Below are 21,630 nucleotides of genomic sequence, written 5' to 3'. Positions count from 1 at the left end.
ATCCAAAGCAAATAACTGAGATTGTCCCCCATGCGCCGCTACGGCGAAACCGCCCCCCCTGCTTCCATGCCGGTGCTGCCCCATGCTGCGCCGCCGCAATCCGATTGGCGCACGCTGCGCCGCCTGTTTCCCTACCTGTGGGAGTACAAATGGCGTGTCATCGCCGCGCTGACCTTCATGGTGGGGGCCAAGGCAGCCAGCGTCAGCGTGCCGCTGCTGCTGAAGCAGTTGGTGGATGCCATGAGCCCCACGGGCGGCAAGCTCAGCAGCGACTCCCTTCCCGCGTTGATCGTGGTGCCGGTGGCGCTGCTGGTGGCCTATGGGCTGCTGCGCCTGTCCACCTCGCTGTTCACCGAGCTGCGCGAGCTGGTGTTTGCCAAGGCTACCGCGGGCGCGTCGCGGCGGATTTCGCTGGAGGTGTTCCAGCATCTGCATGCGCTGAGCCTCCGCTTCCACCTGGAGCGCCAGACCGGCGGCATGACGCGCGATATCGAGCGCGGCACCCGGGCGGTGAATTCGCTGATCTCGTACTCGCTCTACAGCATCATCCCCACGCTGATCGAAGTCGGCTTTGTGCTGACCCTGCTGGCCGTCAAGTTCGACATTTGGTTTGCCTGGATCACGCTGATTGCGCTGGTGGCCTACATCGCCTTTACGGTCACGGTGACCGAATGGCGCACCCAGTTCCGTAAAGAGATGAACGCGCTGGATTCGCACGCCCAAAGCCGCGCCATCGATTCGCTGCTGAACTTCGAGACCGTCAAATACTTCAACAACGAGGCCTTTGAAGCCAGGCGCTACGACGAGAACCTGGAAAGCTACCGGCGCGCGTCGGTCAAAAGCCAGCGCACCCTGAGCCTGCTCAACACCGGCCAGCAGCTCATCATTGCCGTGGGCCTGGTCGCCATGCTGTGGCGCGCCACCCAGGGCGTGGTGGACGGGCGCATGACCCTGGGCGACTTGGTGATGGTCAACGCCTTCATGATCCAGCTCTACATTCCGCTGGGTTTTCTGGGCGTGATCTACCGCGAGATCAAGCAGAGCCTGACCGATCTGGAAAAGATGTTCGCGCTATTGGAAAAAGAGCGCGAAATCGCCGACCAGCCAGCGGCAAAGCCCATTGTGTTGCATGACGGCCAGGTCGATGTGCGCTTTGACCACGTGTTCTTCGCCTACGACCCGGCGCGGCCCATTCTGCAAGACATCAGCCTGCACATCCCGGCGGGCAAAACCGTGGCGGTGGTCGGGCCGTCGGGCTCGGGCAAGTCCACGCTGGCGCGCCTGTTGTTTCGCTTCTACGACGTGCAGCAGGGCGAGATTCTGATTGCCGGGCAGAACATCCAGACGGTCACCCAGGCCAGCGTGCGCCAGGCCATCGGCATCGTGCCGCAAGACACCGTGCTGTTCAACGACACGGTGGAATACAACATCGCCTACGGCCAGCCCGGTGCCAGCCGCGCCCAGGTGGAAGAGGCGGCCCGGGCGGCGCGCATCCACGGTTTCATCAGTTCCACGCCCAAGGGCTACAACACCATGGTGGGCGAGCGCGGGCTCAAATTGTCGGGCGGTGAGAAGCAGCGCGTGGCCATTGCCCGCACGCTGCTGAAGAACCCGCCCATCCTGATTTTTGACGAGGCTACCTCGGCGTTGGACTCGGCCAACGAGCGCGCCATCCAGACCGAGCTGCAAACCGCCGCCCGCAACAAGACCACGCTGGTCATCGCCCACCGCCTGTCCACCGTGGTGGACGCGCACGAGATTCTGGTGATGGACGCGGGCCGCATCCTGGAGCGCGGCACCCATGCCGCGCTGCTGGTGGCCAACGGGCGCTATGCCGCCATGTGGGCCTTGCAGCAGAGTGCAGAATAGATTTTTAAGCCAAATAGGCCTCTGGCGCTTATTCCATAAGCGCAACAAGCTATAAATTTAATAGTAATTGAGAAATTCCAAGATGTCCTTGCCACGCCCCCAGGTGCTCGTTTTGAACTTCATGGCCCCGCACCACCAGGCGCTGCTGGAGCCGCATTTCGAGGTGATCTACGCCCCCACCGACGCGCTGCGGGCCGCCCATATCGCCGCCGATGCCGCCACCATCCGCGCGGTGCTGACCATCGGCAGCGTGGGCCTGACGGCCACCGAGATGGATGCCTTGCCCGCACTGGAACTGGTCTGCGCGCTGGGCGTGGGTTTTGAGAACATCGACATCCCCCACGCCCGTGCACGCGGCCTGGCGCTGGCCAACGGCGCGGGTACCAACGACGACTGCGTGGCCGACCATGCCTTCGCCCTGCTGTTGGCCGTGGTGCGCAACGTGCCGCGGCTGGATGCGCAATGCCGCCAGGGCCTGTGGCGTGATGTGTTGCCCCTGCCTGCCAGCGTGTCGAACCGCCGCATGGGCATCGTCGGCCTGGGAGGCATTGGCCACAAGGTGGCGCAGCGCGCGCTGGGATTCGGCATGCAGATCGGCTACCACGGGCGCAAGCCGCAAGCCGGGGTGGCGCATACCTACTTTGCCGATCTGGTGGCGCTGGCCGCCTGGGCCGACTTTCTGGTGGTGGCCACGCCCGGCGGCCCGGCCACCCGCCACCTGGTCGGTGCTGAGGTGCTGGCGGCGCTAGGCGAGGGCGGTTATCTGGTGAATGTGTCGCGCGGCAGCGTGGTGGATACCGCGGCGCTGGCCGAGGCCCTGCGCGCAAGCCGCATCGCCGGTGCGGGCCTGGACGTGTACGAGAGCGAGCCCCAACCCCCCGCCGCGCTGCTGGACCTGGATGCCGTAGTGCTCACGCCGCACGTGGGCGGCTGGTCGCCCCAGGCGATTGAAGCTTCGGTGCAGCGCTTTATCGAGAACGCGACGCGGCACTTTGCGGGGCAACCCGTGGTGTCCCCCATCTAAGCCGCGGCCATAATCCAGCCATGGAAACCAAATGGCTTGAAGATTTTGTCAGCTTGGCTGAAACCCGCAGCTTCAGCCGGTCGGCCCAGTTGCGGCACGTGACCCAACCGGCGTTCTCGCGGCGCATCCAGGCGCTGGAGGGCTGGGCGGGTACCGACCTGGTGGACCGCAGCTCCTACCCCACGCGCCTGACCCCGGCGGGCGAAACACTCTACGCCCAGTCGCTGGAGGTGCTGCAGGCGTTGCAAAGCACCCGCGCCATGCTGCGCGGCCACCACTCGGCCGGGCAGGACGTGATCGAATTTGCGGTGCCGCATACGCTGGCCTTCACCTTTTTCCCGGCCTGGGTGTCGCTGCTGCGCGAGAAGTTTGGCCCCATCAAAAGCCGCTTGATCGCCCTGAACGTGCACGACGCAGTGATGCGCCTGGTCGAGGGCAGCTGCGACCTGCTGATTGCCTACCACCACACCTCGCAGCCTTTTCAGCTGGCGGCCGACCGCTACGAGATGGTCAGCCTGGGGCAGGAGGTGATTGCGCCTTATGTCAAGGCCGATGCCGATGGCGCGCCGCTGTTCCAGTTGCCGGGCCGTCCGGGCCAGTTGCTGCCGTACCTGGGTTACGCACCGGGTGCCTACCTGGGCCAGACGGTGGACATGATCCTCAAGCAGTCGGCCACGCCCATCCACCTGGACCGGGTCTACGAGACCGACATGGCCGAAGGCCTCAAAGCCATGGCGTTGGAAGGCCACGGCATCGCCTTCCTGCCCTATAGCGCCGTCAAAAAAGAACTGCGCGCCCGCAAGCTGGTCAGCGCCGCCCCACCCGGCCTGACCGGACTGGAGATGACCATGGACGTGCGCGCCTACCGCGAAAAGCCCAGCGGCCCGGCGGCGGCCAAGGGCACGGCGCAGGCCTTGTGGACCTACCTGGCCTCGCAAAAGCCTGCGAAGTAGCCGGAACGCATCCATGCCATGGCGGCATGGCGGCCATGACAGATCTATGACAGCCATGCATAAGCCTGCATGCAAACGGCATTGGTGTTTGGATAAGCGCGCCCTTACAGTTCGCCACCTCTACCACTGCCCTGGCGCCGTATGTCTACCAACTTTCGCATCGAACATGATTTTTTGGGTGAAAAGCAGATTCCAACAGTCGCCTACTGGGGCGTGCATACCGCCCGCGCGGTAGACAACTTTCACATCTCGGGCACCCGCATTTCGGCCATGCCGGACCTGATCCGTGCGCTGGCCTATGTCAAGACCGCCGCCGCCCGCACCAATGTGGAGCTGGGCGTGCTGGATGCCAAGCTGGCCGATGCCATCGTGCTGGCCTGCAACGATCTGGTGGCGGGCAAGCTGCACGCCGAGTTTGTGGTGGACGTGATCCAGGGCGGCGCGGGTACCTCGACCAACATGAATGCCAACGAGGTCATCGCCAACCTGGCCCTGGAAAAAATGGGCCTGGACAAAGGCCGCTACGACGTGCTGCACCCCAACGACCACGTCAATGCCTCGCAAAGCACCAACGATGTCTACCCCACCGCCGTGCGCATCGCGCTGTGGCTGGGCATCGAGCGGCTGCTGGCTTCCATGGCGTTTCTGCGCGAAGGTTTCGAGGCCAAGGCGGAAGAGTTCAAAGACATCCTCAAGATTGGACGCACCCAGTTGCAGGATGCCGTGCCCATGACCCTGGGCCAGGAGTTCCTGACCTACGCCGTCATGATCGGCGAAGACGAGGCCCGCATGCGCGAGGCCCGCGCGCTGATCCAGGAAATCAACCTCGGTGCCACCGCCATCGGCACCGGCATCAATGCCCCCGGCGGTTATTCAGACCGGGCCTGCCAGCTGCTGGCCGAAATCAGCGGCGTGCCAGTAGAAAAAGCCAGCAACCTGATCGAAGCCACGCAGGACACCGGCGCGTTTGTGCAGCTGTCGGGTGTGCTCAAGCGCGTGGCCTGCAAGCTCAGCAAAATCTGCAACGACCTGCGCCTGCTCTCCAGCGGCCCGCAGGCCGGGTTTGGCGACATCCGTCTGCCCGCCCGCCAGGCAGGGTCCAGCATCATGCCGGGCAAGGTGAATCCGGTGATCCCCGAGGTGATGAACCAGGTGGCGTTTGAAGTCATCGGCAACGACATGACGGTGACCATGGCCTCGGAAGCTGGCCAGTTGCAGCTCAATGCGTTTGAGCCCATCATGGGATGGAGCTTGTTCAAAAGCATCGAACACCTGAGCCAGGCCTGCCGCACCCTGCAGACCAACTGCGTGGCCGGTATCGAACCCAACCGCGAACTGCTGGCCAAGCGCGTGCGCGAATCGGTCACGCTGGTCACCGCTTTGAACCCCTTGATCGGCTACGAAAAATCGGCCCTGATTGCCAAAACCGCCATGAAGACCGGCGCGCCCATCGGCGAAGTGGCCGAGTCGCTGGGCATCATGACCCGCGCCGAGCTCGAAGCCCTGCTGGTGCCCGAGAAGCTGACCCAACCGATGGCCCTGGTGCGCAGCATCCGCTAAGGATGGCATACAAAGTGCTTTCTATATCCTTGCTAAATATTTCGAATTCAATGTTCCGTCGTATGAAGTTTTGTATATAGTTTTCGGGGCTTGCCCTTGGCGGGCACCACATTTCAAGAGGAAGAGACATGAAGAAAAAAATGCCAGCGGCAGTCACCATTCTGCTAGCCATGGTGCTGGGTATCCTGTTGGGTTACATGGTGTTCACCAGTTTCCCGGACAAAAAAGCCGCCAGTGAAATCGCTGGTTACATCTCCATCATCTCGGACATTTTTCTGCGCCTGATCAAGATGCTGATTGCGCCGTTGGTGTTTTCCACCCTGGTGGTGGGCATTGCGCACATGGGCGATGCCGCGTCGGTCGGTCGCGTGTTTGGCAAGGCGCTGGGCTGGTTTGTAACGGCTTCGCTGATTTCGTTGGTGTTGGGTCTGGTCATGGCCAACCTGTTGAAGCCCGGCGAGAACCTGGGCCTGCCCCTGCCTGATATTGGTGCATCGGCCGGTTTGGCCACCTCCAAGTTCACGCTGAAAGACTTTGTCAGCCACCTGGTGCCCAAATCGTTTGCCGAAGCCATGGCCAACAACGAAATCCTGCAGATCGTGGTGTTTTCCATGTTCTTTGGGGTGGCCATGGCATCGCTGGGCGACAAGGCCAAGGTGCTGGTCAGCGCCATCGACGAGCTGGCACACGTGATGTTGAAGATCACCGGCTACGTGATGAAGATGGCCCCCCTGGCCGTGCTGGCCGCCATGGCCGCCACGGTAGCGGTCAACGGCCTGGGCATTTTGCTGAAGTTTGCCGTCTTCATGGGCGACTTCTACCTGGGCTTGTTCCTGCTGTGGGGCGTGCTGATTTTTGCAGGCTATGTGTTCCTGGGACCACGGGTGTTCAAGCTGCTGGTGCTGATCAAGGAAGCTTTCCTGCTGTCTTTTGCCACCGCCAGCTCCGAGGCGGCCTACCCCAAGATTCTGGATGCACTGGACCGTTTTGGTGTCAAGCGCAAGATCTCCAGCTTCGTGATGCCCATGGGCTATTCGTTCAATCTGGACGGCTCCATGATGTATTGCACCTTCGCCACGCTGTTTATTGCCCAGGCCTACGGCATCGATCTGCCCATGTCCACCCAGATCACCATGCTCTTGATTCTGATGCTGACCTCCAAAGGCATGGCCGGTGTACCCCGCGCTTCGCTGGTGGTGATTGCCGCCACGCTGAACCAGTTCAACATTCCCGAAGCCGGTTTGCTGCTGATTCTGGGCGTGGACACCTTCCTGGACATGGGCCGCTCTGCCACCAACGCGGTGGGCAACTCCATCGCCACGGCGGTGGTCGCCAAGTGGGAGGGTGAACTGATCCCCGAAGACGCCGCTGAAGTGAATGCCCGCGCCATGGATGCCGCTTTGACCGCCTCGGCCCGCGCCTGAAGCCAGTGACCATGCGCACCCCTTGGACCAAGCCATTTGCAGTCGGACTCTTGTCCCTGCTGCTGGCGTGTACTGCCCATGCCCAGGCCTTGACGGGCCTGCTGAAAAAAGCCCATGAAACCGGCGCAGTGACCATCGGTTTCCGCGATGCGTCGATTCCTTTTTCCTACCTGTCGAAGCGTGGTGAGCCCATCGGCTATGCGATTGACATCTGCCGGGCACTGGTGGATGCCATTGGCCAGGAAATTGACCGTGAGCTGCTGGTCAAATGGCAGCTTGTCACATCCGAGACTCGCTTCAATGCGGTCACCTCGGGCCAGGTGGACCTGGAATGCGGCTCTACCACCAGCAACCTGGAGCGGCAAAAACTGGTGGGCTTTTCGCCCACGACATTTGTGTCCGGCACCAAGCTGCTGGTCAAGAACGGCTCGCCGGTCAAGTCGTTCCGTGACCTGGTCGGCAAGCGTGTCGGCGTAACGGCGGGCACTACCAACGAAAAAACGCTGCGCGAACTGTCCGAGAAGTTCAAACTCAATCTACAACTGGTAGTGTCGCGAGACCATGCCGAGTCGTTTGCCCAATTGGCATCCGGCAAGGTGGAGGCGTTCGCCACGGATGACGTGTTGCTCTACGGGCTTTTGGCGCAGAACAAGGCGCAGGCTGACTATGGTGTAGTGGGTGAGTTTCTGTCGTACGAGCCTTACGGCATCATGTACCGCAAGGGCGATGCGCCCTTGGCGGAGGTCGTGACAAAGACGTTCGCCACACTGGCAGAGGAGGGCGATTTAGGCCGCTTCTATACCCGTTGGTTTCTGCGCCGCTTGCCCTCGGGCGACAGCATCAATCTGCCCATGAGTCCGCAGTTGGTCACCATTTTCCAGGCTATGGTGGTGAGGCCGGAATAGCCTGTTTTCCATGCAGGCACAAAGTCTGCATACTGTGCAGAAGTCGATTGTTTTCGATCGCTCTGCATGCACCAAGAGTGGGCGCGAGGGTAATCCCTTGCACCTGTTTCTTTAAAATTTGCGTTGTGTAGTTCTTATCATTTACTTGGAGTTTTCATGAAGAAACATTTGCTCGCCCTCGCGGTACTCGCTTTAGCCGCTGGTGGCGCATTTGCACAGGCAAACGACACCATCGCCAAAGCCAAGGCATCGGGCGTCTTTACACAAGGTGTGCGTGACTCTTCGGGCTCACTCGCCTTCACCTTGGGCGACGGTAAATATGCGGGCTACCACTATGAAATTTGCCAGCACATCATTGCCAATCTGGAAAAAGCCATTGGTAAAAAGCTGGATGTGAAGTACCAGTTGGTGACCTCGCAGAACCGTATCCCCCTGGTGCAAAACGGCACGGTGGACATCGAATGTGGCTCCACCACCAACAACGCCACCCGCCAGAAAGACGTGGCTTTTGTCAACACCGTGTACGTGGAAGAAGTGCGCATCGCGGTCAAGGCCAATTCCGGCATTACCTCCATTGCCCAGTTGAATGGCAAGAACGTCGCCACCACCACCGGTACGACTTCTGTGCAGCTGCTGCGCAAGAACGAGCGTGCCACCGGTATCGACTTCAAGGAAGTCTTCGGCAAGGACCACGCCGACAGCTTCCTGTTGCTGGAATCGGGCCGCGCCGACGCGTTTGTGATGGACGGCCAAATCCTGGCGGGCAATATCTCCACCGCCAAAAACCCCGCCGACTACAAGATCGTGGGCGAAGTGCTGAGCGTGGAACCCATCGCCATCATGATGCGCAAGGACGACCCGGCCTTCAAGAAGCTGGCCGACGACACGGTTGCCGCCATGGTCAAGTCGGGCGAAATGGCCAAGCTGTACGACAAGTGGTTCATGCAGCCCATTCCTCCCAAGAACGCCAAGGTCGGCCTGCCCGCCAGCGATGCCACCAAGGCCGCCTGGGCCAACCTGAGCGACAAGCCCGCTGAAGACTACGCCAAGAAGTAAAGCGCCGCGTATTTGAAAATTGGCGGTACACCACCCTGCCCACACAGTTTGGGGGCAGGGTTTTTGCTTTAAGGCATCTGCGTAACAACGCAGGCGGCGGCGGGCAAGCAACACCAGGATGGAGAGAGTTATGGATTGGCAGGTATTTTTCAACGATGACGGCAGTGGGCGCACCTATCTGCAATGGCTGATGGAGGCCTGGCGCTGGACCCTGGCGGTCGCGGGTAGCTCGTGGGTGGTGGCCGTCGTGGTGGGGGCTTTCATGGGCACGCTGCGCACCTTGCCCAACAGCCCCTGGCTGGTGCGCTTCGCCAACGTCTGGGTCGAGCTGTTCCGCAACGTGCCTTTGCTGGTGCAGATCTTTATTTGGTACTTTGTGCTACCCAAGATCGTCCCGCCGATGCAGCAGATTCCCGGCTTTGTGCTGGTGGTGCTGGCACTGGGCTTCTTTACTTCGGCACGGATTGCCGAGCAGGTACGTGCCGGTATCCAGGCGCTGCCCAAAGGCCAGCGCTATGCGGGCATGGCGGTGGGCTTTACCACGGCGCAAACCTACCGCTACGTGATCTTGCCCATGGCGGTGCGCATCATTTTCCCGCCGCTGACCAGTGAATCCATGAACCTGCTGAAGAACTCTTCGGTGGCGTTTGCGGTGTCCATACCCGAGCTGACCTTCTACTTTACCCAGGTGGGCGAAGAAACATCGCAGCCCATCGTGGTGTATATCGCCGTGTGTATTCTGTATGCGGCATCGGCTTTTGCGGTGAACCGTGTCATGGCGTTTATCGAGAAAAAAATCCAGATCCCCGGCTTTGTAGTGGCCGGTGGAACAGGCGGAGGGCATTGATATGGGCGGACTAGACTTAAGTTTTTTCAACTGGGAAATCGTCAGCAAGTTTGTTCGGCAAGGTTTCATCTTCAGTATCCAGCTGACGGCGATTGCCACCTTGGGCGGCATTTTCTTCGGCACCCTGCTGGCACTGATGCGCCTGTCGGGCCGCAAGGTGTTGATGATTCCAGCCACCTTCTACGTCAACGGCATGCGTTCGCTGCCACTGGTGATGGTGATTTTGGGCTTCTTCCTGCTGATTCCGTTCATGATCGGGCGACCCATCGGCGCGGAGCTGTCGGCCATCATCACGTTCATCGCGTTTGAAGCGGCGTATTTCAGCGAGATCATGCGGGCTGGTATCCAGTCCATCCCGCGTGGCCAGGTGCATGCGGGCCAGGCCGTGGGCATGACCTACGCGCAGAACATGAAGCTGGTCATCTTGCCGCAGGCGTTTCGCAACATGTTGCCGATTCTGCTGACCCAGACCATCATCTTGTTCCAGGATACGTCGCTGGTGTACGCCATTGGCGCCTACGACCTGCTCAAGGGCTTCACCACCGCAGGCAAGATCTATGGCCGCCCGGAAGAAGCCTATCTGCTGGCCGCCGTGGTGTACTTCATCCTGTGTTTTGGCCTGTCGTACCTGGTCAAAAAGCTGCAAGCCAAGATTGCCATCATTCGCTAACACGCACCGTCATTCGAGCCGAGGACTAAAACATGATTGAAATTAAAAACGTATCCAAGTGGTATGGCCCTGTGCAGGTGCTGAACAACTGCACCGTCAGCATCAAAAAGGGCGATGTAGTGGTGGTGTGCGGCCCGTCGGGCTCGGGCAAATCCACCCTGATCAAGACCGTCAACGCGCTGGAGCCGTTCCAGAAAGGCGAGCTGTTTGTGGACGGCATTGCCCTGCACGACCCCAAGACCGACCTGCCCAAGCTGCGCAGTCGCGTCGGCATGGTGTTCCAGCACTTTGAGCTGTTCCCGCACCTGTCGGTCACCGAAAACCTGACCCTGGCCCAGATCAAGGTGCTGAACCGCACCCCGGACGATGCCAAGGTGCGCGGCCTGAAGATGCTGGACCGCGTGGGCCTGATGGCGCACAAGGACAAGTTCCCCGGCCAGCTCTCCGGCGGCCAGCAGCAGCGGGTGGCGATTGCCCGGGCGCTGAGCATGGACCCGATGGTCATGTTGTTCGACGAACCCACCTCGGCACTCGACCCCGAAATGGTCGGCGAAGTGCTGGACGTGATGGTGACCCTGGCCAAGGAAGGCATGACCATGATGTGCGTGACCCACGAAATGGGCTTTGCCCGCAAGGTGGCCAGCCGCGTGATCTTCATCGACGTGGGCGGCAAGATTCTGGAAGACTGCTCCAAGGAGGAGTTCTTCACCCACCCCGAGAACCGCCAGCCGCGCACCAAAGATTTCCTGAACAAGATCCTGGCGCACTAAACACTGCCTCACCTGTGAATCCCCCGAAACCATCGCCGGTTTCGGGGGATTTTTTTTGCCCTAAACCTGCAATGCGACAATTCCGCCTATGACCTCCGCCACCAACACCCTCACGATCACCCGCCCCGACGACTGGCACCTGCACGTGCGCGACGGCGAGGCCCTGCACACCGTGGTGCCGCACACCGCCGCCCAGTTTGGCCGCGCCGTCATCATGCCCAACCTGCGTCCGCCGGTCACCAGCACCGCCCAGGCGCTAGCCTACCGCGACCGTATCCTGGCGGCAGTGCCCGAGGGTGTGGCCTTTGACCCGCTGATGACCCTCTACCTCACCGACAGCCTGCCCCCCGACGAGATCGCCCGCGCCAAGGCCGCTGGCATCGTCGCCGCCAAGCTCTACCCCGCCGGTGCCACCACCAACAGCGACGCAGGCGTGACCGATCTGCGCAAGATCTACAAGACGCTGGAAGCCATGCAGCGCGCCGACATGCTGCTGCTGGTGCACGGAGAAGTCACCAGTGCCGACATCGACCTGTTCGACCGCGAAGCCGTCTTCATCGACCAGCACCTGATTCCGCTGCGCCGCGACTTCCCCGAACTGAAAATCGTGTTCGAGCACATCACCACGCGCGAAGCCGCCCAGTACGTGCGCGATGCCGATGCATTCACCGCCGCCACGCTCACCGCCCAGCACCTGCTGTACAACCGCAACGCCATCTTCACCGGTGGCATCCGTCCGCACTACTACTGCCTGCCGGTGCTGAAACGCGAAACCCACCGCCAGGCGCTGGTCGAAGCGGCCACCAGCGGCAGTGCCAAGTTCTTCCTGGGTACCGACAGCGCCCCCCACGCCACCCACCTCAAAGAGCACGCCACGGGCTGCGCCGGTTGCTACACGGCGCACGCCGCCATCGAGATGTACGCCGAAGTTTTCGACAACGCCGGTGCTTTAGACAAGCTGGAAGCCTTCGCCAGCTTCAACGGCCCCGCCTTCTACAGCCTACCGCGCAACACCGGCACCATCATCCTGGCCCGCGAGAGCTGGACGCCGCCGGACAGTTTTGCTTTTGGCGAGGCGCAACTCAAACCCCTGCGCGCGGGCGAAGCCTTGCCGTGGAAGCTGGTTGCTTAACCCACGGGAGTTTTCAACATGCAAGCAAGCTCTTCCCTGCAAGGCCGTGGCGGCGTTGCGCTGCTGATCGATGCCGACAACCTGTCTTCGCCCGAATCGGTGGAAGAGGCCTTGCGCCGCCTGACCGAGCTGGTCGGCCCGGTGGCGATACGCCGCGCCTACGGCAGTGCCGACAACCTCAAGGGCCTGGCCACGGTGATGCGGGAGCTGGCCATCCGCCCCGTCGTGCACGACCCGCTGACCAAGAACACCACCGACATGCTGCTGGCCGTGGATGCGCTCGACCTTTGGTACGAATATGCCCCTGCGGTGATCGCCATCGGCACCGGCGATGCCGACTTTGCCCCGCTGGCCCTGCGCCTGCGCGAACGCGGCGTGCGGCTGATCTGCTTCTCGCAAAAAACCAAGCTCTCACCCGACATCCGCGCCTATTACGAGCAGGTGTTCATCGTGCGCGCCAAGAGTGCCGCGGATACGGAGCCCGCACCCAAGGCCAAAGCCAAGGCTCCAGCTGCCAAAAAAACGGCCCCGCGTGCCAAAGCGGCGCCGAAGGCCCGCCCGCCCACTCCTGCCCCAGTGACCACACCCGCTGCTGCACCGGTTGCATCCTCCGCCCAACCCGCGCTGGCAGAGGCTGTCGCTGCCATCCTGGCCGTTGTGCCAGGCTTGCAAGACGGCCAAACCGTGGCCCTGAACGATGCCGTCAAGCTGCTGCACGATGCCAAGCTGATCGGCAAAAACGGCTCCTCCATCAAGTTCTTCAAGAAATACGCCGCACACTTTGAACTCAGCCCCGAGACCCAGCCCACCCGGCTGCGCTTTCTGGCGGGATGAGCCTGCAGGATATTGACTGGTCCGCCCCCTGGCTGGCTCCGTACCGCACGGTGGGCCAGGCGGTGGCGGCGCAGGCCCACCGGGGCATTGCCGCCGCCCTGAACGCTGCCGCGCCCGCCCCGGTGCAGTTCGTACCCCAGTCCGCATTGCCGCCCGGCGAGGCGTATGAGCACTTCATCTTCCACACCCGCCAGTGCCCCAGCCGTGACAACCTGCACGACTTTTTCAACGGCCTGTGCTGGCACCATTTTCCGCAGACCAAAACCCGGCTCAACCAGCTGCAGGCGGCGCAGATTGCCGCCGATGGCGTGCAGTCCCTGCGCGGGCCGGTGCGCGATGCGCTGACGGTGTTTGACGAGAACGCGGCTTTTTTGATCGCACCGCCTGCGCTGTGGGAGGCCTTGCGGGCGCAGGACTGGCAGCGGCTGTTCGTCACCTTGCGGCCCCTGTGGGTGCAGGCCCAACTGGTGTTGTTTGGCCATGCATTGCTGGAAAAGCTGGTTTACCCGCGAAAACCGATCACAGCCCATATTTACTCAGCGCAAGTAGCTATTAATTCTGTAGTAAACATGGATGCGGCCATCGCCGGGCAGCTCAGCGCCGACTACCTTGGCAGCAAACCTTTTTTGCCTTTGCCGGTGCTGGGCGTGCCGGGCTGGTGCGCCGACAATGCCGATCCCGACTTTTATGCTGACACCCAGGTCTTCCGCCCACCGCGTTCTAGGACGGTTGTGGCTTGAACTTCTTTACACGCGCCCCATCTAACCCCCAGTTCATTCCCAGGAAAGCCCCATGAAACGCATTCTTCTCTTCATCCTGACCAACGTGATGGTCGTCGCCGTGTTGGGCGTGGTCGCCAGCCTGCTGGGGGTCAACCGCTACCTCACGCCCAACGGCCTCAACCTCGGCTCGCTGCTGGGTTTTGCGCTGATCATGGGCTTTGGCGGCGCGATCATTTCGCTGCTGATCAGCAAGCCCATGGCCAAGTGGACCTCGGGCGTGCGCGTCATCGACCAGCCGCAAAACGCGGATGAGGCCTGGATCGTGGAAACCGTGCGCCGCCTAGCCGACAAGGCAAAAATCGGCATGCCCGAAGTCGGCATCTTTGAAGGCGGCCCCAACGCCTTTGCCACTGGCGCGTTCAAGAACTCGTCGCTGGTAGCGGTGTCCACCGGCCTGCTGCAAGGCATGACGCACGAAGAAATCGAAGCCGTGCTGGCCCACGAAGTGGCCCACGTGGCCAACGGCGACATGGTCACCATGACCCTGATCCAGGGCGTGATGAACACTTTTGTGGTGTTCCTGAGCCGCGTGATCGGCTACGCGGTCGACAGCTTCCTGCGCAAGGGCGACGACCGCAGCAGCGGCCCCGGCATTGGCTACATGATCACCACCATCGTGCTCGACATCGTGCTGGGCTTTGCCGCCGCCATCGTCGTGGCCTGGTTTTCGCGCCACCGCGAGTACCGCGCCGATGCCGGTGCCTCGCAGCTGATGGGCCGCAAGCAGCCGATGATCAACGCCCTGGCCCGCCTGGGCGGCCTGCACACGGGCGAGCTGCCCAAGAGCGTGGCCGCTTTCGGCATTGCCGGTGGCATTGGCCAGTTGTTCTCGACCCACCCACCGATCGAGCAACGCATCGCAGCCCTGCAGAATGCGAAATAAGGGCTCACCCCCAGGCTGCGCTTCGCTACGCCAACCCCCTTGCAGGGGGCGATACCAGTGGCCCGGCAAAGCCGGTTCCACGGTATCTCTGAGCGCGTGCGTTCGGGCTGAAACTGAGTTGGTGGCCCATGCCTTCCGTTAAGTTGCGCTTCCAGTGGGCGCGGTTGGGGGATTTGAGCGCGCCAGACTTCCACGCCGCCATGGTGCAGCGCGAATCGGTGTTTGTGATCGAGCAAAACTGCGTCTACCCGGATGCCGATGCTTACGACCTGCAATGCTGGCACCTGCTGGCCTGGTCGGGTGACCAGCTTGCCGCCTACCTGCGGGTGACGGACCCCGGCAGCAAATACCCCGAGCCCTCGCTGGGTCGGGTACTCACCGCGCCCGCGTTCCGGGGCCAGGGTCTGGGGCAGTTGCTGCTGGCCGAGGCTCTGGTGCGCTGTGCGGCCACCTGGCCCGGCCAGCCCAACCGCATCAGCGCCCAGCAGTACCTGCTGAAGTTCTACCAAGGCTTTGGCTTTGAGCCGGTGTCTGGGGTGTACCTGGAAGACGACATTCCGCACGTGGAAATGCTGCGGCTGGTGGCGTTATAGTGGCTTGACCGGGAGGTTGACATGGCTATCACACACAGTTCGGAACAAGCCGCAGACGCACTGATTGCGCAAGAGCGCGCACGCACAGCGGGCTCATTGATTCGCAAGGTAGCCGCGCGCGGCGTGCCATTCCCCTATCGCAGTCCGGAAGTTGCGCGTCTGCCGCCCAACGAGCAACGTGCGTTGTTGCAAAAAGCCCGTGATGCCGTGGGCGCGGATACCTTAGTGCAGTGCCTGCGCTGGGGTACCTTGGCTTTTCTTTTCCTCCTGTGGTTGACCCTTTTGTTCTGGGGGCCAAAGGAGAACTTTGTTTTTTTGGCGGCCTTTGGGTTCCCTTTGGTCAACGGCATGTACGCGCTGATCGTTCGGGGCGTGCTGCAAGGGATGGTCGCACCCCCGGCGCAAGCCGACAGTGCGGATAAGCAATCTCAAATTTGATAGCTGCCCACGCTTATCTCATAAGCGCAGGAAGCCGATTTGATGCTTAAATCTCCTCGCCCGTCATCAGGCGCACACGCACGCTCTTGCCCTTGATCTTGCCCGCGTTCAGCTTGCGCTCGGCCTCATGGGCGATGCGGCGGTCTACCGCCACGTAGGTGGAGTATTCGTTCACATTGATCTTGCCGATCTGCTCGCGGGTATAGCCTGCATCGCCGGTCAGCGCGCCCAGCACGTCGCCCGCGCGGATCTTTTCCTTGCGGCCGCCGGTGATTTGCAGCGTCATCATGGGCGGGCGCAGCGGCTCTTTGCTGGTGGGGGTGAGCTCTTCCAGCTTGTGCCACTCGGATTCGCGGTTTTGTAGCACCTCGATCTTGCCCACAAAACCCATCTCGTTCATCGATGCCAGGTTCAACGCCAGGCCCTCGGCCCCGGCGCGGCCCGTGCGGCCAATGCGGTGGATATGCACTTCCGAATCGGGTGTCACGTCCACGTTGATCACCGCGGCCAGGTCGGCAATGTCCAGCCCGCGCGCGGCCACGTCGGTGGCCACCAGTACGCTGCAACTGCGGTTGGCAAACCTGGGGGACTTGAGCGTGCCAGACGTCCAAGCCGCCTAGTGCAGCGCGTGGCGGTGTTTGTGGTGGAGAAAAACTGCCTCTATCCGGATGCCGATGGATACGACCAGTTCGCGGCTTACCTGCGCTTGATCGACCTCTGCAGCAAATACCCCGATCTCTCGCTGGGCCGGGTGCTCGCTGCCCCCGACTTTCGGGGCCAGGGCTCGGGCTAGTTGCCGCTGGCCCAGGCCTTGGCGCGCTATGCGGCTACCTGGTCCGCCCCAACCGCATCAGCGCCCAGGAATACCTGCTGAAGTTTTACCAGGGCTGTGGTTTTGTAACGGTGTCGGATGTGTACCTGGAAGACGGCATTTCGCACGTGGAGATGCTGCGTGCTGGCTATCGTGGTGGCGCACGCTATGGTGCAAATAAGGAACCTACTCCCGTACTTGGTCGAGTAATTGGTGTGATTCGTTCGCTGCGGCGAATTAACGCTATTTGCTGGGAAGTATCATTTCCTAAGTATCGTGAGTATTTCGTTGTAATAAATTGGAGTGGAACATGAAGTGTTTGAAATTGCTGTTTTTCACCCTTATGGGGTTACTGCTGGTTGGTTGTGCGGGAACATTTGTGGTTTCTCGAGAGAAAACTACTCAAGCACCTTATCGACTCACGTCCGCCACGGTCGCTTGGGTTGATAGCCCGTCGTTGCCGTACAAGATTTCAAAACAAGGGCCTCAACCGATCAACGAAGGCTCAGATAAAGCCTATGCGCATATGGTCGTCAATAACTTGCTTGTCGTATTTCGCAAAAATGCCTCACAACAAGTTACAGGGCAACTTATGCAAAATAATGTTGCGGTAGGGTCAGGTGTATTTCTCGAAATAAAACCAACAACTGCTAACGTATTTATCAATGGCGGTCGCGGTTTGATTGTTCGCGCTGCCATCAAGGATAGTGTTGGTGGTAACGAGCTTTGGTCGGTCACCATCAACGCATTTGGTCCTATTGGGGAAAAAAACGAAATCCTGCTTGAGAAATTTGTAAATACTCTAACTGCAGAGCTAAAGAGTGCTGGATGGCTTTAACGGCGGGTTGCGTTTGAGTAAACCCCTACGCATCTACGCTGTCCGTACCCGAACATAACTCCGATAGCTCGGTGGACTGCTGGGGCGGTGCTGTACGGTAGTGCTGAAAATTAATTCAAATTTAATAGCTACTAGCGCTTATTCAATATGCGCAGGTAGCCTATTCGATGCTTAAAACTCTTCGCCCGTCATCAGGCGCACCCGCACGCTCTTGCCCTTGATCTTGCCCGCGTTCAGCTTGCGTTCGGCCTCATGGGCGATGCGGCGGTCTACCGCTACGTAGGTCGAGTATTCGTTCACATTGATCTTGCCGATTTGCTCGCGGGTGTAGCCTGCGTCGCCGGTCAGCGCGCCCAGCACGTCGCCTGCACGGATCTTCTCCTTGCGGCCACCGGTAATTTGCAGCGTCATCATGGGCGGACGCAGCGGCTCTTTGCTGGTGGGGGTCAGCTCTTCGAGCTTGTGCCATTCGGATTCGCGGTTTTGCAGCACCTCGATCTTGCCCACAAAGCCCATCTCGTTCATCGATGCCAGATTCAAGGCCAGGCCCTCGGCCCCGGCGCGGCCGGTGCGGCCAATGCGGTGGATGTGCACCTCGGAATCCGGTGTTACGTCCACATTGATCACGGCGGCCAGGTCGGCAATGTCCAGCCCGCGCGCGGCCACGTCGGTGGCCACCAGCACGCTGCAACTGCGGTTGGCAAACTGCACCAGCACCTGGTCGCGCTCGCGCTGCTCCAGCTCGCCGTACAGCGCCAGCGCACTGAAGCCTTCGGCCTGCAGGGCGGCGACCAGGGCGCGGCATTGCAGCTTGGTGTTGCAAAACGCCAGCGTGCTGGCCGGGCGGAAGTGGTTCAGCAGCCGGCCCACGGTAGCCAGGCGCTCGGACTTTTCCACTTGGTACCAGCGCTGGGCGATTTTGTTGGTGGCGTGCTGGGCCTGCACGGTGATGGTCTTGGGCTGGCGCATGAACTGCTGGCTCAGCTTCTCGATGCCCTCGGGGTAGGTGGCCGAGAACAGCAGGGTCTGGCGCTCTTTGGGGCACTGCTTGATGACGGTGGCCATGTCTTCAAAAAAGCCCATGTCCAGCATGCGGTCGGCCTCGTCCAGCACCAGGGTGTTCAGGGCCGACAGGTCCAGGTGGCCGCGTTCCAGGTGGTCCATGATGCGGCCCGGCGTGCCCACCACGATGTGCGCGCCGTGCTCCAGGCTGGCGTTCTGCCCGCGCAGGGCCACGCCGCCGCACAGGGTCACCACCTTGATGTTTTCTTCGGCGCGGGCCAGGCGGCGGATCTCGGTGCTCACCTGGTCGGCCAGCTCGCGCGTGGGGCACAGCACCATGGCCTGCACGGCAAAGCGGCGGGCGTTCAGGTTGGCCAGCAGGGCCAGGGCGAAGGCGGCGGTTTTGCCGCTGCCGGTCATGGCCTGGGCGATCAAATCCTGCCCCAGCAAGGCCAGCGGCAGGCTGGCGGCCTGGATGGGGGTCATCTGCAAATAGCCGAGCTGCGTGAGGTTGGCCAGCATGGCGGGGGCCAGGGGCAGGCTGCTGAAATCGGTAGCAGAAGGGTTCGTATTCGGTGTAGTCATCCCCCGATTATCGGGGGCCGGGTGTTGCCGGGGCTTTTGAGCCTGGGCCAGGCTTGCTTGTAACTGCCGGTAAAAGCCCGCATGGGCAGCGAGTTAACCCGCGATTGGCGGCTAATTTATGCGTTGGGTGTGAAAAATATCATCCACAATGGCGACTGCTATGGAACTGCAATACCAACTCAAAGGCGGCAGCTACTACCTGTACGACATGGACACGCCTCCGAGCGCGGTCACGGGGGAGCGTCGCTTTCGTTTGAAGACCGACACGGTGGCGATTGCGTTTGACATCAGCACCGGCGAGCTGCACCAGCACGGCAACCCCACCCGCATCCAGTCCTGGGCCATGGGCGCACGGCGCAAGCTGCGGGCCGCCGGGGCGCAAGACTATGCCAACGACATCGTGGTGGTCTCCGGCCCGCTGCCGGTGGACGAGCTGAACAAATGCCTGGGGATCGACGGCTACTGCAGCCGCCTGTTCACCCGCCTGGCCAGCCTGCCGCACGGCAAGTTCAACACCAAGCCTTACACCAGCCCGTTCAATAAACCCAAGCCGTACAAGGCGGCTGCCGCGGTTTAGAGCCAAATCGGTCTCTCGTGCTTATGGGTTAAGCACGAGCAGCTACTATTTAAATAGCAAGCCGCGCAAACTGGCTTCCAGCTGTTCCGTGGGAAGCCGCTTGAAGCCCGAGCGGGTAAAGCGCTGCAGGCTGCCCGCGGCAAACGCCGTAATCACCGCCGCCTGCACCTGCGCGTCTACCGTGGGGGTGTCACTGGCCGGGTCGCTGTGGCGCAGGCACTGGCGCAGGGTGGCTTCGATCTTGTCGAAAAACAGGTTCATGCGCTGCTGCAGGCGCTCGTTTTCAAACACCAGGGCATCGCCCACCATCACCCGGGCCATGCCCGGGTTTTTTTCGCCAAACTGCAGCAGCACCGAGACGATGCGGCGCGCCTGCAGCGGGCCCGGTGCGTCGCCCGCCGTGGCCACGATCTGGTTTACCAGCGAGAACACCGACTGCTCGATGAACTCGATCAGCCCCTCGAACATCTGCGCCTTGCTGGCAAAGTGCCGGTACAGCGCGGCCTCGCTCACCTCCAGCCTGGCGGCCAGCGCGGCGGTGGTGATGCGCTCGGAGCCCGGCTGCTCCAGCATGGTGGCCAGGGCCTGCAGAATCTGCACCCGGCGCTCGCCCGGCTTGGGGCGTTTGCGCGGGGCTTCTACAGATAACTCTTCTGGCGACTCCATGGCCATTTAGCTCGACCGGATCATGGTGCCAAAGGCCTGCTCGGTCAGGATCTCCAGCAGCAGCGCGTGCGGCACCCGGCCATCGATGATGTGCACCGCCTTCACGCCGCTCTTGGCGGCATCCAGCGCACCGGCGATCTTGGGCAGCATGCCGCCGGACAGGGTGCCGTCGGCAAACAGGGCGTCGATGTCGGTGGCGGTCAGGTCGGGCAGCAGCTCGCCCGCCTTGTTGAGCACACCGGGGATGTTGCTCAGCATCAGCAGCTTTTCGGCCTGCAGCTCGATGGCCAGGCGGCCCGCCACCACGTCGGCGTTGATGTTGTAGCTGGTGTTGTCGGTGCCAAAGCCGATGGGGCTGACCACCGGGATGAAGGCATCGTCTTGCAGTGCCTTGACCACGCTGGGGTCGATGCTTTCGATGTCGCCCACCTGGCCGATGTCGTGGAACACGCTGGGGTCGGTGTTGTCGGCCATGCGCAGTTGCTTGGCGCGGATCATGCCGCCGTCGCGCCCGGTCAGGCCCACGGCCTTGCCGCCGGCCTGGTTGATCAGGCCCACGATGTCCTGCTGCACCTGGCCGGCCAGCACCCATTCCACCACTTCCATGGTCTCGGCATCGGTGACGCGCATGCCCTGGATGAACTGGCCCTTTTTGCCCAGCCGCCCCAGTGCCGCCTCGATCTGCGGGCCGCCGCCGTGCACCACCACCGGGTTGATGCCCACCAGCTTGAGCAGCACCACGTCTTCGGCAAAGGCCTGCTGCAGCGCCGGGTCGGTCATGGCGTTGCCGCCGTACTTGATGACCATGGTCTTGCCATGGAACTTGCGGATGTAGGGCAGGGCCTGGGCCAGGATGTCGGCCTTGTCGCGGGGGGCGATGGGGTTGGTCATGGGTGGATTCCTAGGGGTTTAGTGGTGGTGGCCGTGCTCGCCATGGACATGGCCGTGGGTGATTTCTTCTTCGGATGCCGCGCGCACGCCGGTGACGGTGACGGTAAAGCGCAGCGCCTTGCCCGCCAGCGCGTGGTTGCCGTCCAGCAGCACCTGGTCGCCCTTGATCTTGACGACGTTGTAGATTTGCTCACTACCGTTGTCGTTGATGCCCTTGAGCTGGCCGCCCACCTTCACGCCGGGCGGAAATTCGCTCTTGGGAATGCTGCGCGCCAGCGATTCGTCGCGCAGGCCGAACGCATCTTCGGGCTGCAGGTCCAGCGTGACCGAGTAGCCCGCCACGCGGCCATCGAGTGCGGCTTCGATTTTGGGCAGGGTGTTGTTGTAGCCGCCGTGCAGGTAGACCATGGGGTCTTTGGGTGCTTCGATCAGCAGGCCTTTGGCATCCGCCACCTTGTAGCGCAGGGTGACGGCGGTGTTTTTTTCGATTTTCATATTGGAGTCGGTCAGGGCATGGGAG

The 21,630-nt window shown here is 61.7% G+C and carries 23 protein-coding genes and 1 pseudogene; 19 read left to right on the top strand and 5 right to left on the bottom strand.

The features are described from left to right. The first annotated feature begins 30 nt into the window (after positions 1-30). The 16 genes from AC097O_RS14255 to AC097O_RS14180 all read left to right on the top strand — a co-directional run bounded on the left by AC097O_RS14255 (position 31) and on the right by AC097O_RS14180 (position 15,740). Positions 31-1,869 carry an ABCB family ABC transporter ATP-binding protein/permease gene (locus AC097O_RS14255; protein WP_479593451.1) on the top strand — a complete coding sequence of 613 codons (1,839 nt, stop codon included), beginning with the start codon at positions 31-33 and terminating at the stop codon, positions 1,867-1,869. 82 nt (positions 1,870-1,951) lie between these two features. After that, on the top strand, positions 1,952-2,893 hold the full coding sequence (locus tag AC097O_RS14250) for a 2-hydroxyacid dehydrogenase (protein WP_479589510.1): 942 nt from the start codon (positions 1,952-1,954) through the stop codon (positions 2,891-2,893). Between the two features lie 20 nt (positions 2,894-2,913). After that, positions 2,914-3,846, top strand: a complete 933-nt coding sequence (locus tag AC097O_RS14245) for a LysR substrate-binding domain-containing protein (RefSeq protein ID WP_479593450.1) — start codon at positions 2,914-2,916, stop codon at positions 3,844-3,846. A 141-nt stretch (positions 3,847-3,987) separates the two neighbouring features. Next, positions 3,988-5,406: an aspartate ammonia-lyase gene (locus tag AC097O_RS14240; RefSeq protein WP_479593449.1), complete on the top strand. Its 1,419-nt coding sequence runs from the start codon at positions 3,988-3,990 to the stop codon at positions 5,404-5,406. A gap of 128 nt (positions 5,407-5,534) precedes the next feature. Continuing rightward, complete coding sequence (locus tag AC097O_RS14235; RefSeq protein WP_479593448.1) at positions 5,535-6,830, top strand: dicarboxylate/amino acid:cation symporter; 1,296 nt, start codon at positions 5,535-5,537, stop codon at positions 6,828-6,830. A gap of 11 nt (positions 6,831-6,841) precedes the next feature. Next, entirely contained in the window at positions 6,842-7,735 is an 894-nt protein-coding gene (locus tag AC097O_RS14230) for an amino acid ABC transporter substrate-binding protein (protein ID WP_479593447.1), read from the top strand. A 156-nt stretch (positions 7,736-7,891) separates the two neighbouring features. Continuing rightward, a complete protein-coding gene (locus tag AC097O_RS14225; protein ID WP_315245587.1) occupies positions 7,892-8,791 on the top strand; it encodes a transporter substrate-binding domain-containing protein in 900 nt (299 codons plus the stop codon). 130 nt (positions 8,792-8,921) lie between these two features. Further along, on the top strand, positions 8,922-9,638 hold the full coding sequence (locus tag AC097O_RS14220; RefSeq protein WP_479593446.1) for an amino acid ABC transporter permease: 717 nt from the start codon (positions 8,922-8,924) through the stop codon (positions 9,636-9,638). 1 nt (position 9,639) lies between these two features. Beyond that, entirely contained in the window at positions 9,640-10,308 is a 669-nt protein-coding gene (locus tag AC097O_RS14215) for an ABC transporter permease subunit (RefSeq protein WP_315188525.1), read from the top strand. 32 nt (positions 10,309-10,340) lie between these two features. Beyond that, positions 10,341-11,078 (top strand): amino acid ABC transporter ATP-binding protein, encoded by a 738-nt coding sequence (locus tag AC097O_RS14210; protein WP_315188527.1) that lies wholly within the window; start codon positions 10,341-10,343, stop codon positions 11,076-11,078. An 88-nt stretch (positions 11,079-11,166) separates the two neighbouring features. Beyond that, entirely contained in the window at positions 11,167-12,210 is a 1,044-nt protein-coding gene (pyrC, locus tag AC097O_RS14205) for a dihydroorotase (protein WP_479593445.1), read from the top strand. 18 nt (positions 12,211-12,228) lie between these two features. Further along, positions 12,229-13,044 carry an NYN domain-containing protein gene (locus AC097O_RS14200; protein ID WP_479593444.1) on the top strand — a complete coding sequence of 272 codons (816 nt, stop codon included), beginning with the start codon at positions 12,229-12,231 and terminating at the stop codon, positions 13,042-13,044. Further along, positions 13,041-13,784, top strand: a complete 744-nt coding sequence (locus AC097O_RS14195; protein ID WP_479593443.1) for a DUF3025 domain-containing protein — start codon at positions 13,041-13,043, stop codon at positions 13,782-13,784. Before AC097O_RS14200 ends, AC097O_RS14195 begins: the two co-directional genes overlap by 4 nt. A gap of 52 nt (positions 13,785-13,836) precedes the next feature. Continuing rightward, a complete protein-coding gene (gene htpX / locus AC097O_RS14190; protein ID WP_479593442.1) occupies positions 13,837-14,709 on the top strand; it encodes a protease HtpX in 873 nt (290 codons plus the stop codon). Positions 14,710-14,837: 128 nt separating this feature from the next. Then, complete coding sequence (locus AC097O_RS14185; protein WP_479593441.1) at positions 14,838-15,302, top strand: GNAT family N-acetyltransferase; 465 nt, start codon at positions 14,838-14,840, stop codon at positions 15,300-15,302. Between the two features lie 21 nt (positions 15,303-15,323). After that, complete coding sequence (locus tag AC097O_RS14180; RefSeq protein WP_479593440.1) at positions 15,324-15,740, top strand: hypothetical protein; 417 nt, start codon at positions 15,324-15,326, stop codon at positions 15,738-15,740. A 46-nt stretch (positions 15,741-15,786) separates the two neighbouring features. On the opposite strand, the pseudogene AC097O_RS14175 reads toward AC097O_RS14180, so the two are convergent. Next, positions 15,787-16,323, bottom strand: a pseudogene (locus tag AC097O_RS14175) (DbpA RNA binding domain-containing protein); the annotation flags it as partial. A 36-nt stretch (positions 16,324-16,359) separates the two neighbouring features. On the opposite strand from AC097O_RS14175, the gene AC097O_RS14170 reads away from it, so the two are divergent. Further along, a complete protein-coding gene (locus AC097O_RS14170) occupies positions 16,360-16,533 on the top strand; it encodes a GNAT family N-acetyltransferase (RefSeq protein WP_479593439.1) in 174 nt (57 codons plus the stop codon). Between the two features lie 328 nt (positions 16,534-16,861). Next, on the top strand, positions 16,862-17,389 hold the full coding sequence (locus AC097O_RS14165; protein ID WP_479593438.1) for a hypothetical protein: 528 nt from the start codon (positions 16,862-16,864) through the stop codon (positions 17,387-17,389). Between the two features lie 171 nt (positions 17,390-17,560). Here the strand turns inward: AC097O_RS14165 and dbpA are convergent, their stop codons facing one another. Next, positions 17,561-18,976: an ATP-dependent RNA helicase DbpA gene (gene dbpA / locus AC097O_RS14160; RefSeq protein ID WP_479593437.1), complete on the bottom strand. Its 1,416-nt coding sequence runs from the start codon at positions 18,974-18,976 to the stop codon at positions 17,561-17,563. A gap of 160 nt (positions 18,977-19,136) precedes the next feature. Between dbpA and AC097O_RS14155 the strand changes: the two genes are divergently transcribed. After that, complete coding sequence (locus tag AC097O_RS14155; RefSeq protein ID WP_315188540.1) at positions 19,137-19,553, top strand: hypothetical protein; 417 nt, start codon at positions 19,137-19,139, stop codon at positions 19,551-19,553. Positions 19,554-19,598: 45 nt separating this feature from the next. Here AC097O_RS14155 and slmA read toward each other — a convergent pair whose 3' ends face one another. The 3 genes from slmA to AC097O_RS14140 are packed head-to-tail and all read right to left on the bottom strand — an operon-like array spanning position 19,599 to position 21,605. Beyond that, the gene (gene slmA / locus AC097O_RS14150; RefSeq protein WP_479593436.1) at positions 19,599-20,219 is read right to left on the bottom strand and encodes a nucleoid occlusion factor SlmA; all 621 of its coding nucleotides are present in this window, start codon (positions 20,217-20,219) and stop codon (positions 19,599-19,601) included. Between the two features lie 6 nt (positions 20,220-20,225). Beyond that, positions 20,226-21,110: an acetylglutamate kinase gene (argB, locus tag AC097O_RS14145; RefSeq protein ID WP_479593435.1), complete on the bottom strand. Its 885-nt coding sequence runs from the start codon at positions 21,108-21,110 to the stop codon at positions 20,226-20,228. An 18-nt stretch (positions 21,111-21,128) separates the two neighbouring features. Beyond that, a complete protein-coding gene (locus AC097O_RS14140) occupies positions 21,129-21,605 on the bottom strand; it encodes a peptidylprolyl isomerase (protein ID WP_315225635.1) in 477 nt (158 codons plus the stop codon). Positions 21,606-21,630 lie beyond the last annotated feature (25 nt).

The sequence above is a fragment of the Rhodoferax sp. LS1P39 genome (assembly GCF_056521425.1).
Note: the sequence above shows the minus strand (reverse complement) of the source record. Positions and strands in the feature narration are given on the sequence as shown.

Excerpts from the sequence above, each read along its gene's own strand:
- AC097O_RS14255 (WP_479593451.1), top strand. The coding sequence starts at position 31 with ATGCGCCGCTACGGCGAAACCGCCCCCCCTGCTTCCATGCCGGTGCTG.
- AC097O_RS14250 (WP_479589510.1), top strand. The coding sequence starts at position 1,952 with ATGTCCTTGCCACGCCCCCAGGTGCTCGTTTTGAACTTCATGGCCCCG.
- AC097O_RS14245 (WP_479593450.1), top strand. The coding sequence starts at position 2,914 with ATGGAAACCAAATGGCTTGAAGATTTTGTCAGCTTGGCTGAAACCCGC.
- AC097O_RS14240 (WP_479593449.1), top strand. The coding sequence starts at position 3,988 with ATGTCTACCAACTTTCGCATCGAACATGATTTTTTGGGTGAAAAGCAG.
- AC097O_RS14235 (WP_479593448.1), top strand. The coding sequence starts at position 5,535 with ATGAAGAAAAAAATGCCAGCGGCAGTCACCATTCTGCTAGCCATGGTG.
- AC097O_RS14230 (WP_479593447.1), top strand. The coding sequence starts at position 6,842 with ATGCGCACCCCTTGGACCAAGCCATTTGCAGTCGGACTCTTGTCCCTG.
- AC097O_RS14225 (WP_315245587.1), top strand. The coding sequence starts at position 7,892 with ATGAAGAAACATTTGCTCGCCCTCGCGGTACTCGCTTTAGCCGCTGGT.
- AC097O_RS14220 (WP_479593446.1), top strand. The coding sequence starts at position 8,922 with ATGGATTGGCAGGTATTTTTCAACGATGACGGCAGTGGGCGCACCTAT.
- AC097O_RS14215 (WP_315188525.1), top strand. The coding sequence starts at position 9,640 with ATGGGCGGACTAGACTTAAGTTTTTTCAACTGGGAAATCGTCAGCAAG.
- AC097O_RS14210 (WP_315188527.1), top strand. The coding sequence starts at position 10,341 with ATGATTGAAATTAAAAACGTATCCAAGTGGTATGGCCCTGTGCAGGTG.
- pyrC (WP_479593445.1), top strand. The coding sequence starts at position 11,167 with ATGACCTCCGCCACCAACACCCTCACGATCACCCGCCCCGACGACTGG.
- AC097O_RS14200 (WP_479593444.1), top strand. The coding sequence starts at position 12,229 with ATGCAAGCAAGCTCTTCCCTGCAAGGCCGTGGCGGCGTTGCGCTGCTG.
- AC097O_RS14195 (WP_479593443.1), top strand. The coding sequence starts at position 13,041 with ATGAGCCTGCAGGATATTGACTGGTCCGCCCCCTGGCTGGCTCCGTAC.
- htpX (WP_479593442.1), top strand. The coding sequence starts at position 13,837 with ATGAAACGCATTCTTCTCTTCATCCTGACCAACGTGATGGTCGTCGCC.
- AC097O_RS14185 (WP_479593441.1), top strand. The coding sequence starts at position 14,838 with ATGCCTTCCGTTAAGTTGCGCTTCCAGTGGGCGCGGTTGGGGGATTTG.
- AC097O_RS14180 (WP_479593440.1), top strand. The coding sequence starts at position 15,324 with ATGGCTATCACACACAGTTCGGAACAAGCCGCAGACGCACTGATTGCG.
- AC097O_RS14165 (WP_479593438.1), top strand. The coding sequence starts at position 16,862 with ATGAAGTGTTTGAAATTGCTGTTTTTCACCCTTATGGGGTTACTGCTG.
- dbpA (WP_479593437.1), bottom strand. The coding sequence starts at position 18,976 with ATGACTACACCGAATACGAACCCTTCTGCTACCGATTTCAGCAGCCTG.
- AC097O_RS14155 (WP_315188540.1), top strand. The coding sequence starts at position 19,137 with ATGGAACTGCAATACCAACTCAAAGGCGGCAGCTACTACCTGTACGAC.
- slmA (WP_479593436.1), bottom strand. The coding sequence starts at position 20,219 with ATGGAGTCGCCAGAAGAGTTATCTGTAGAAGCCCCGCGCAAACGCCCC.
- argB (WP_479593435.1), bottom strand. The coding sequence starts at position 21,110 with ATGACCAACCCCATCGCCCCCCGCGACAAGGCCGACATCCTGGCCCAG.
- AC097O_RS14140 (WP_315225635.1), bottom strand. The coding sequence starts at position 21,605 with ATGAAAATCGAAAAAAACACCGCCGTCACCCTGCGCTACAAGGTGGCG.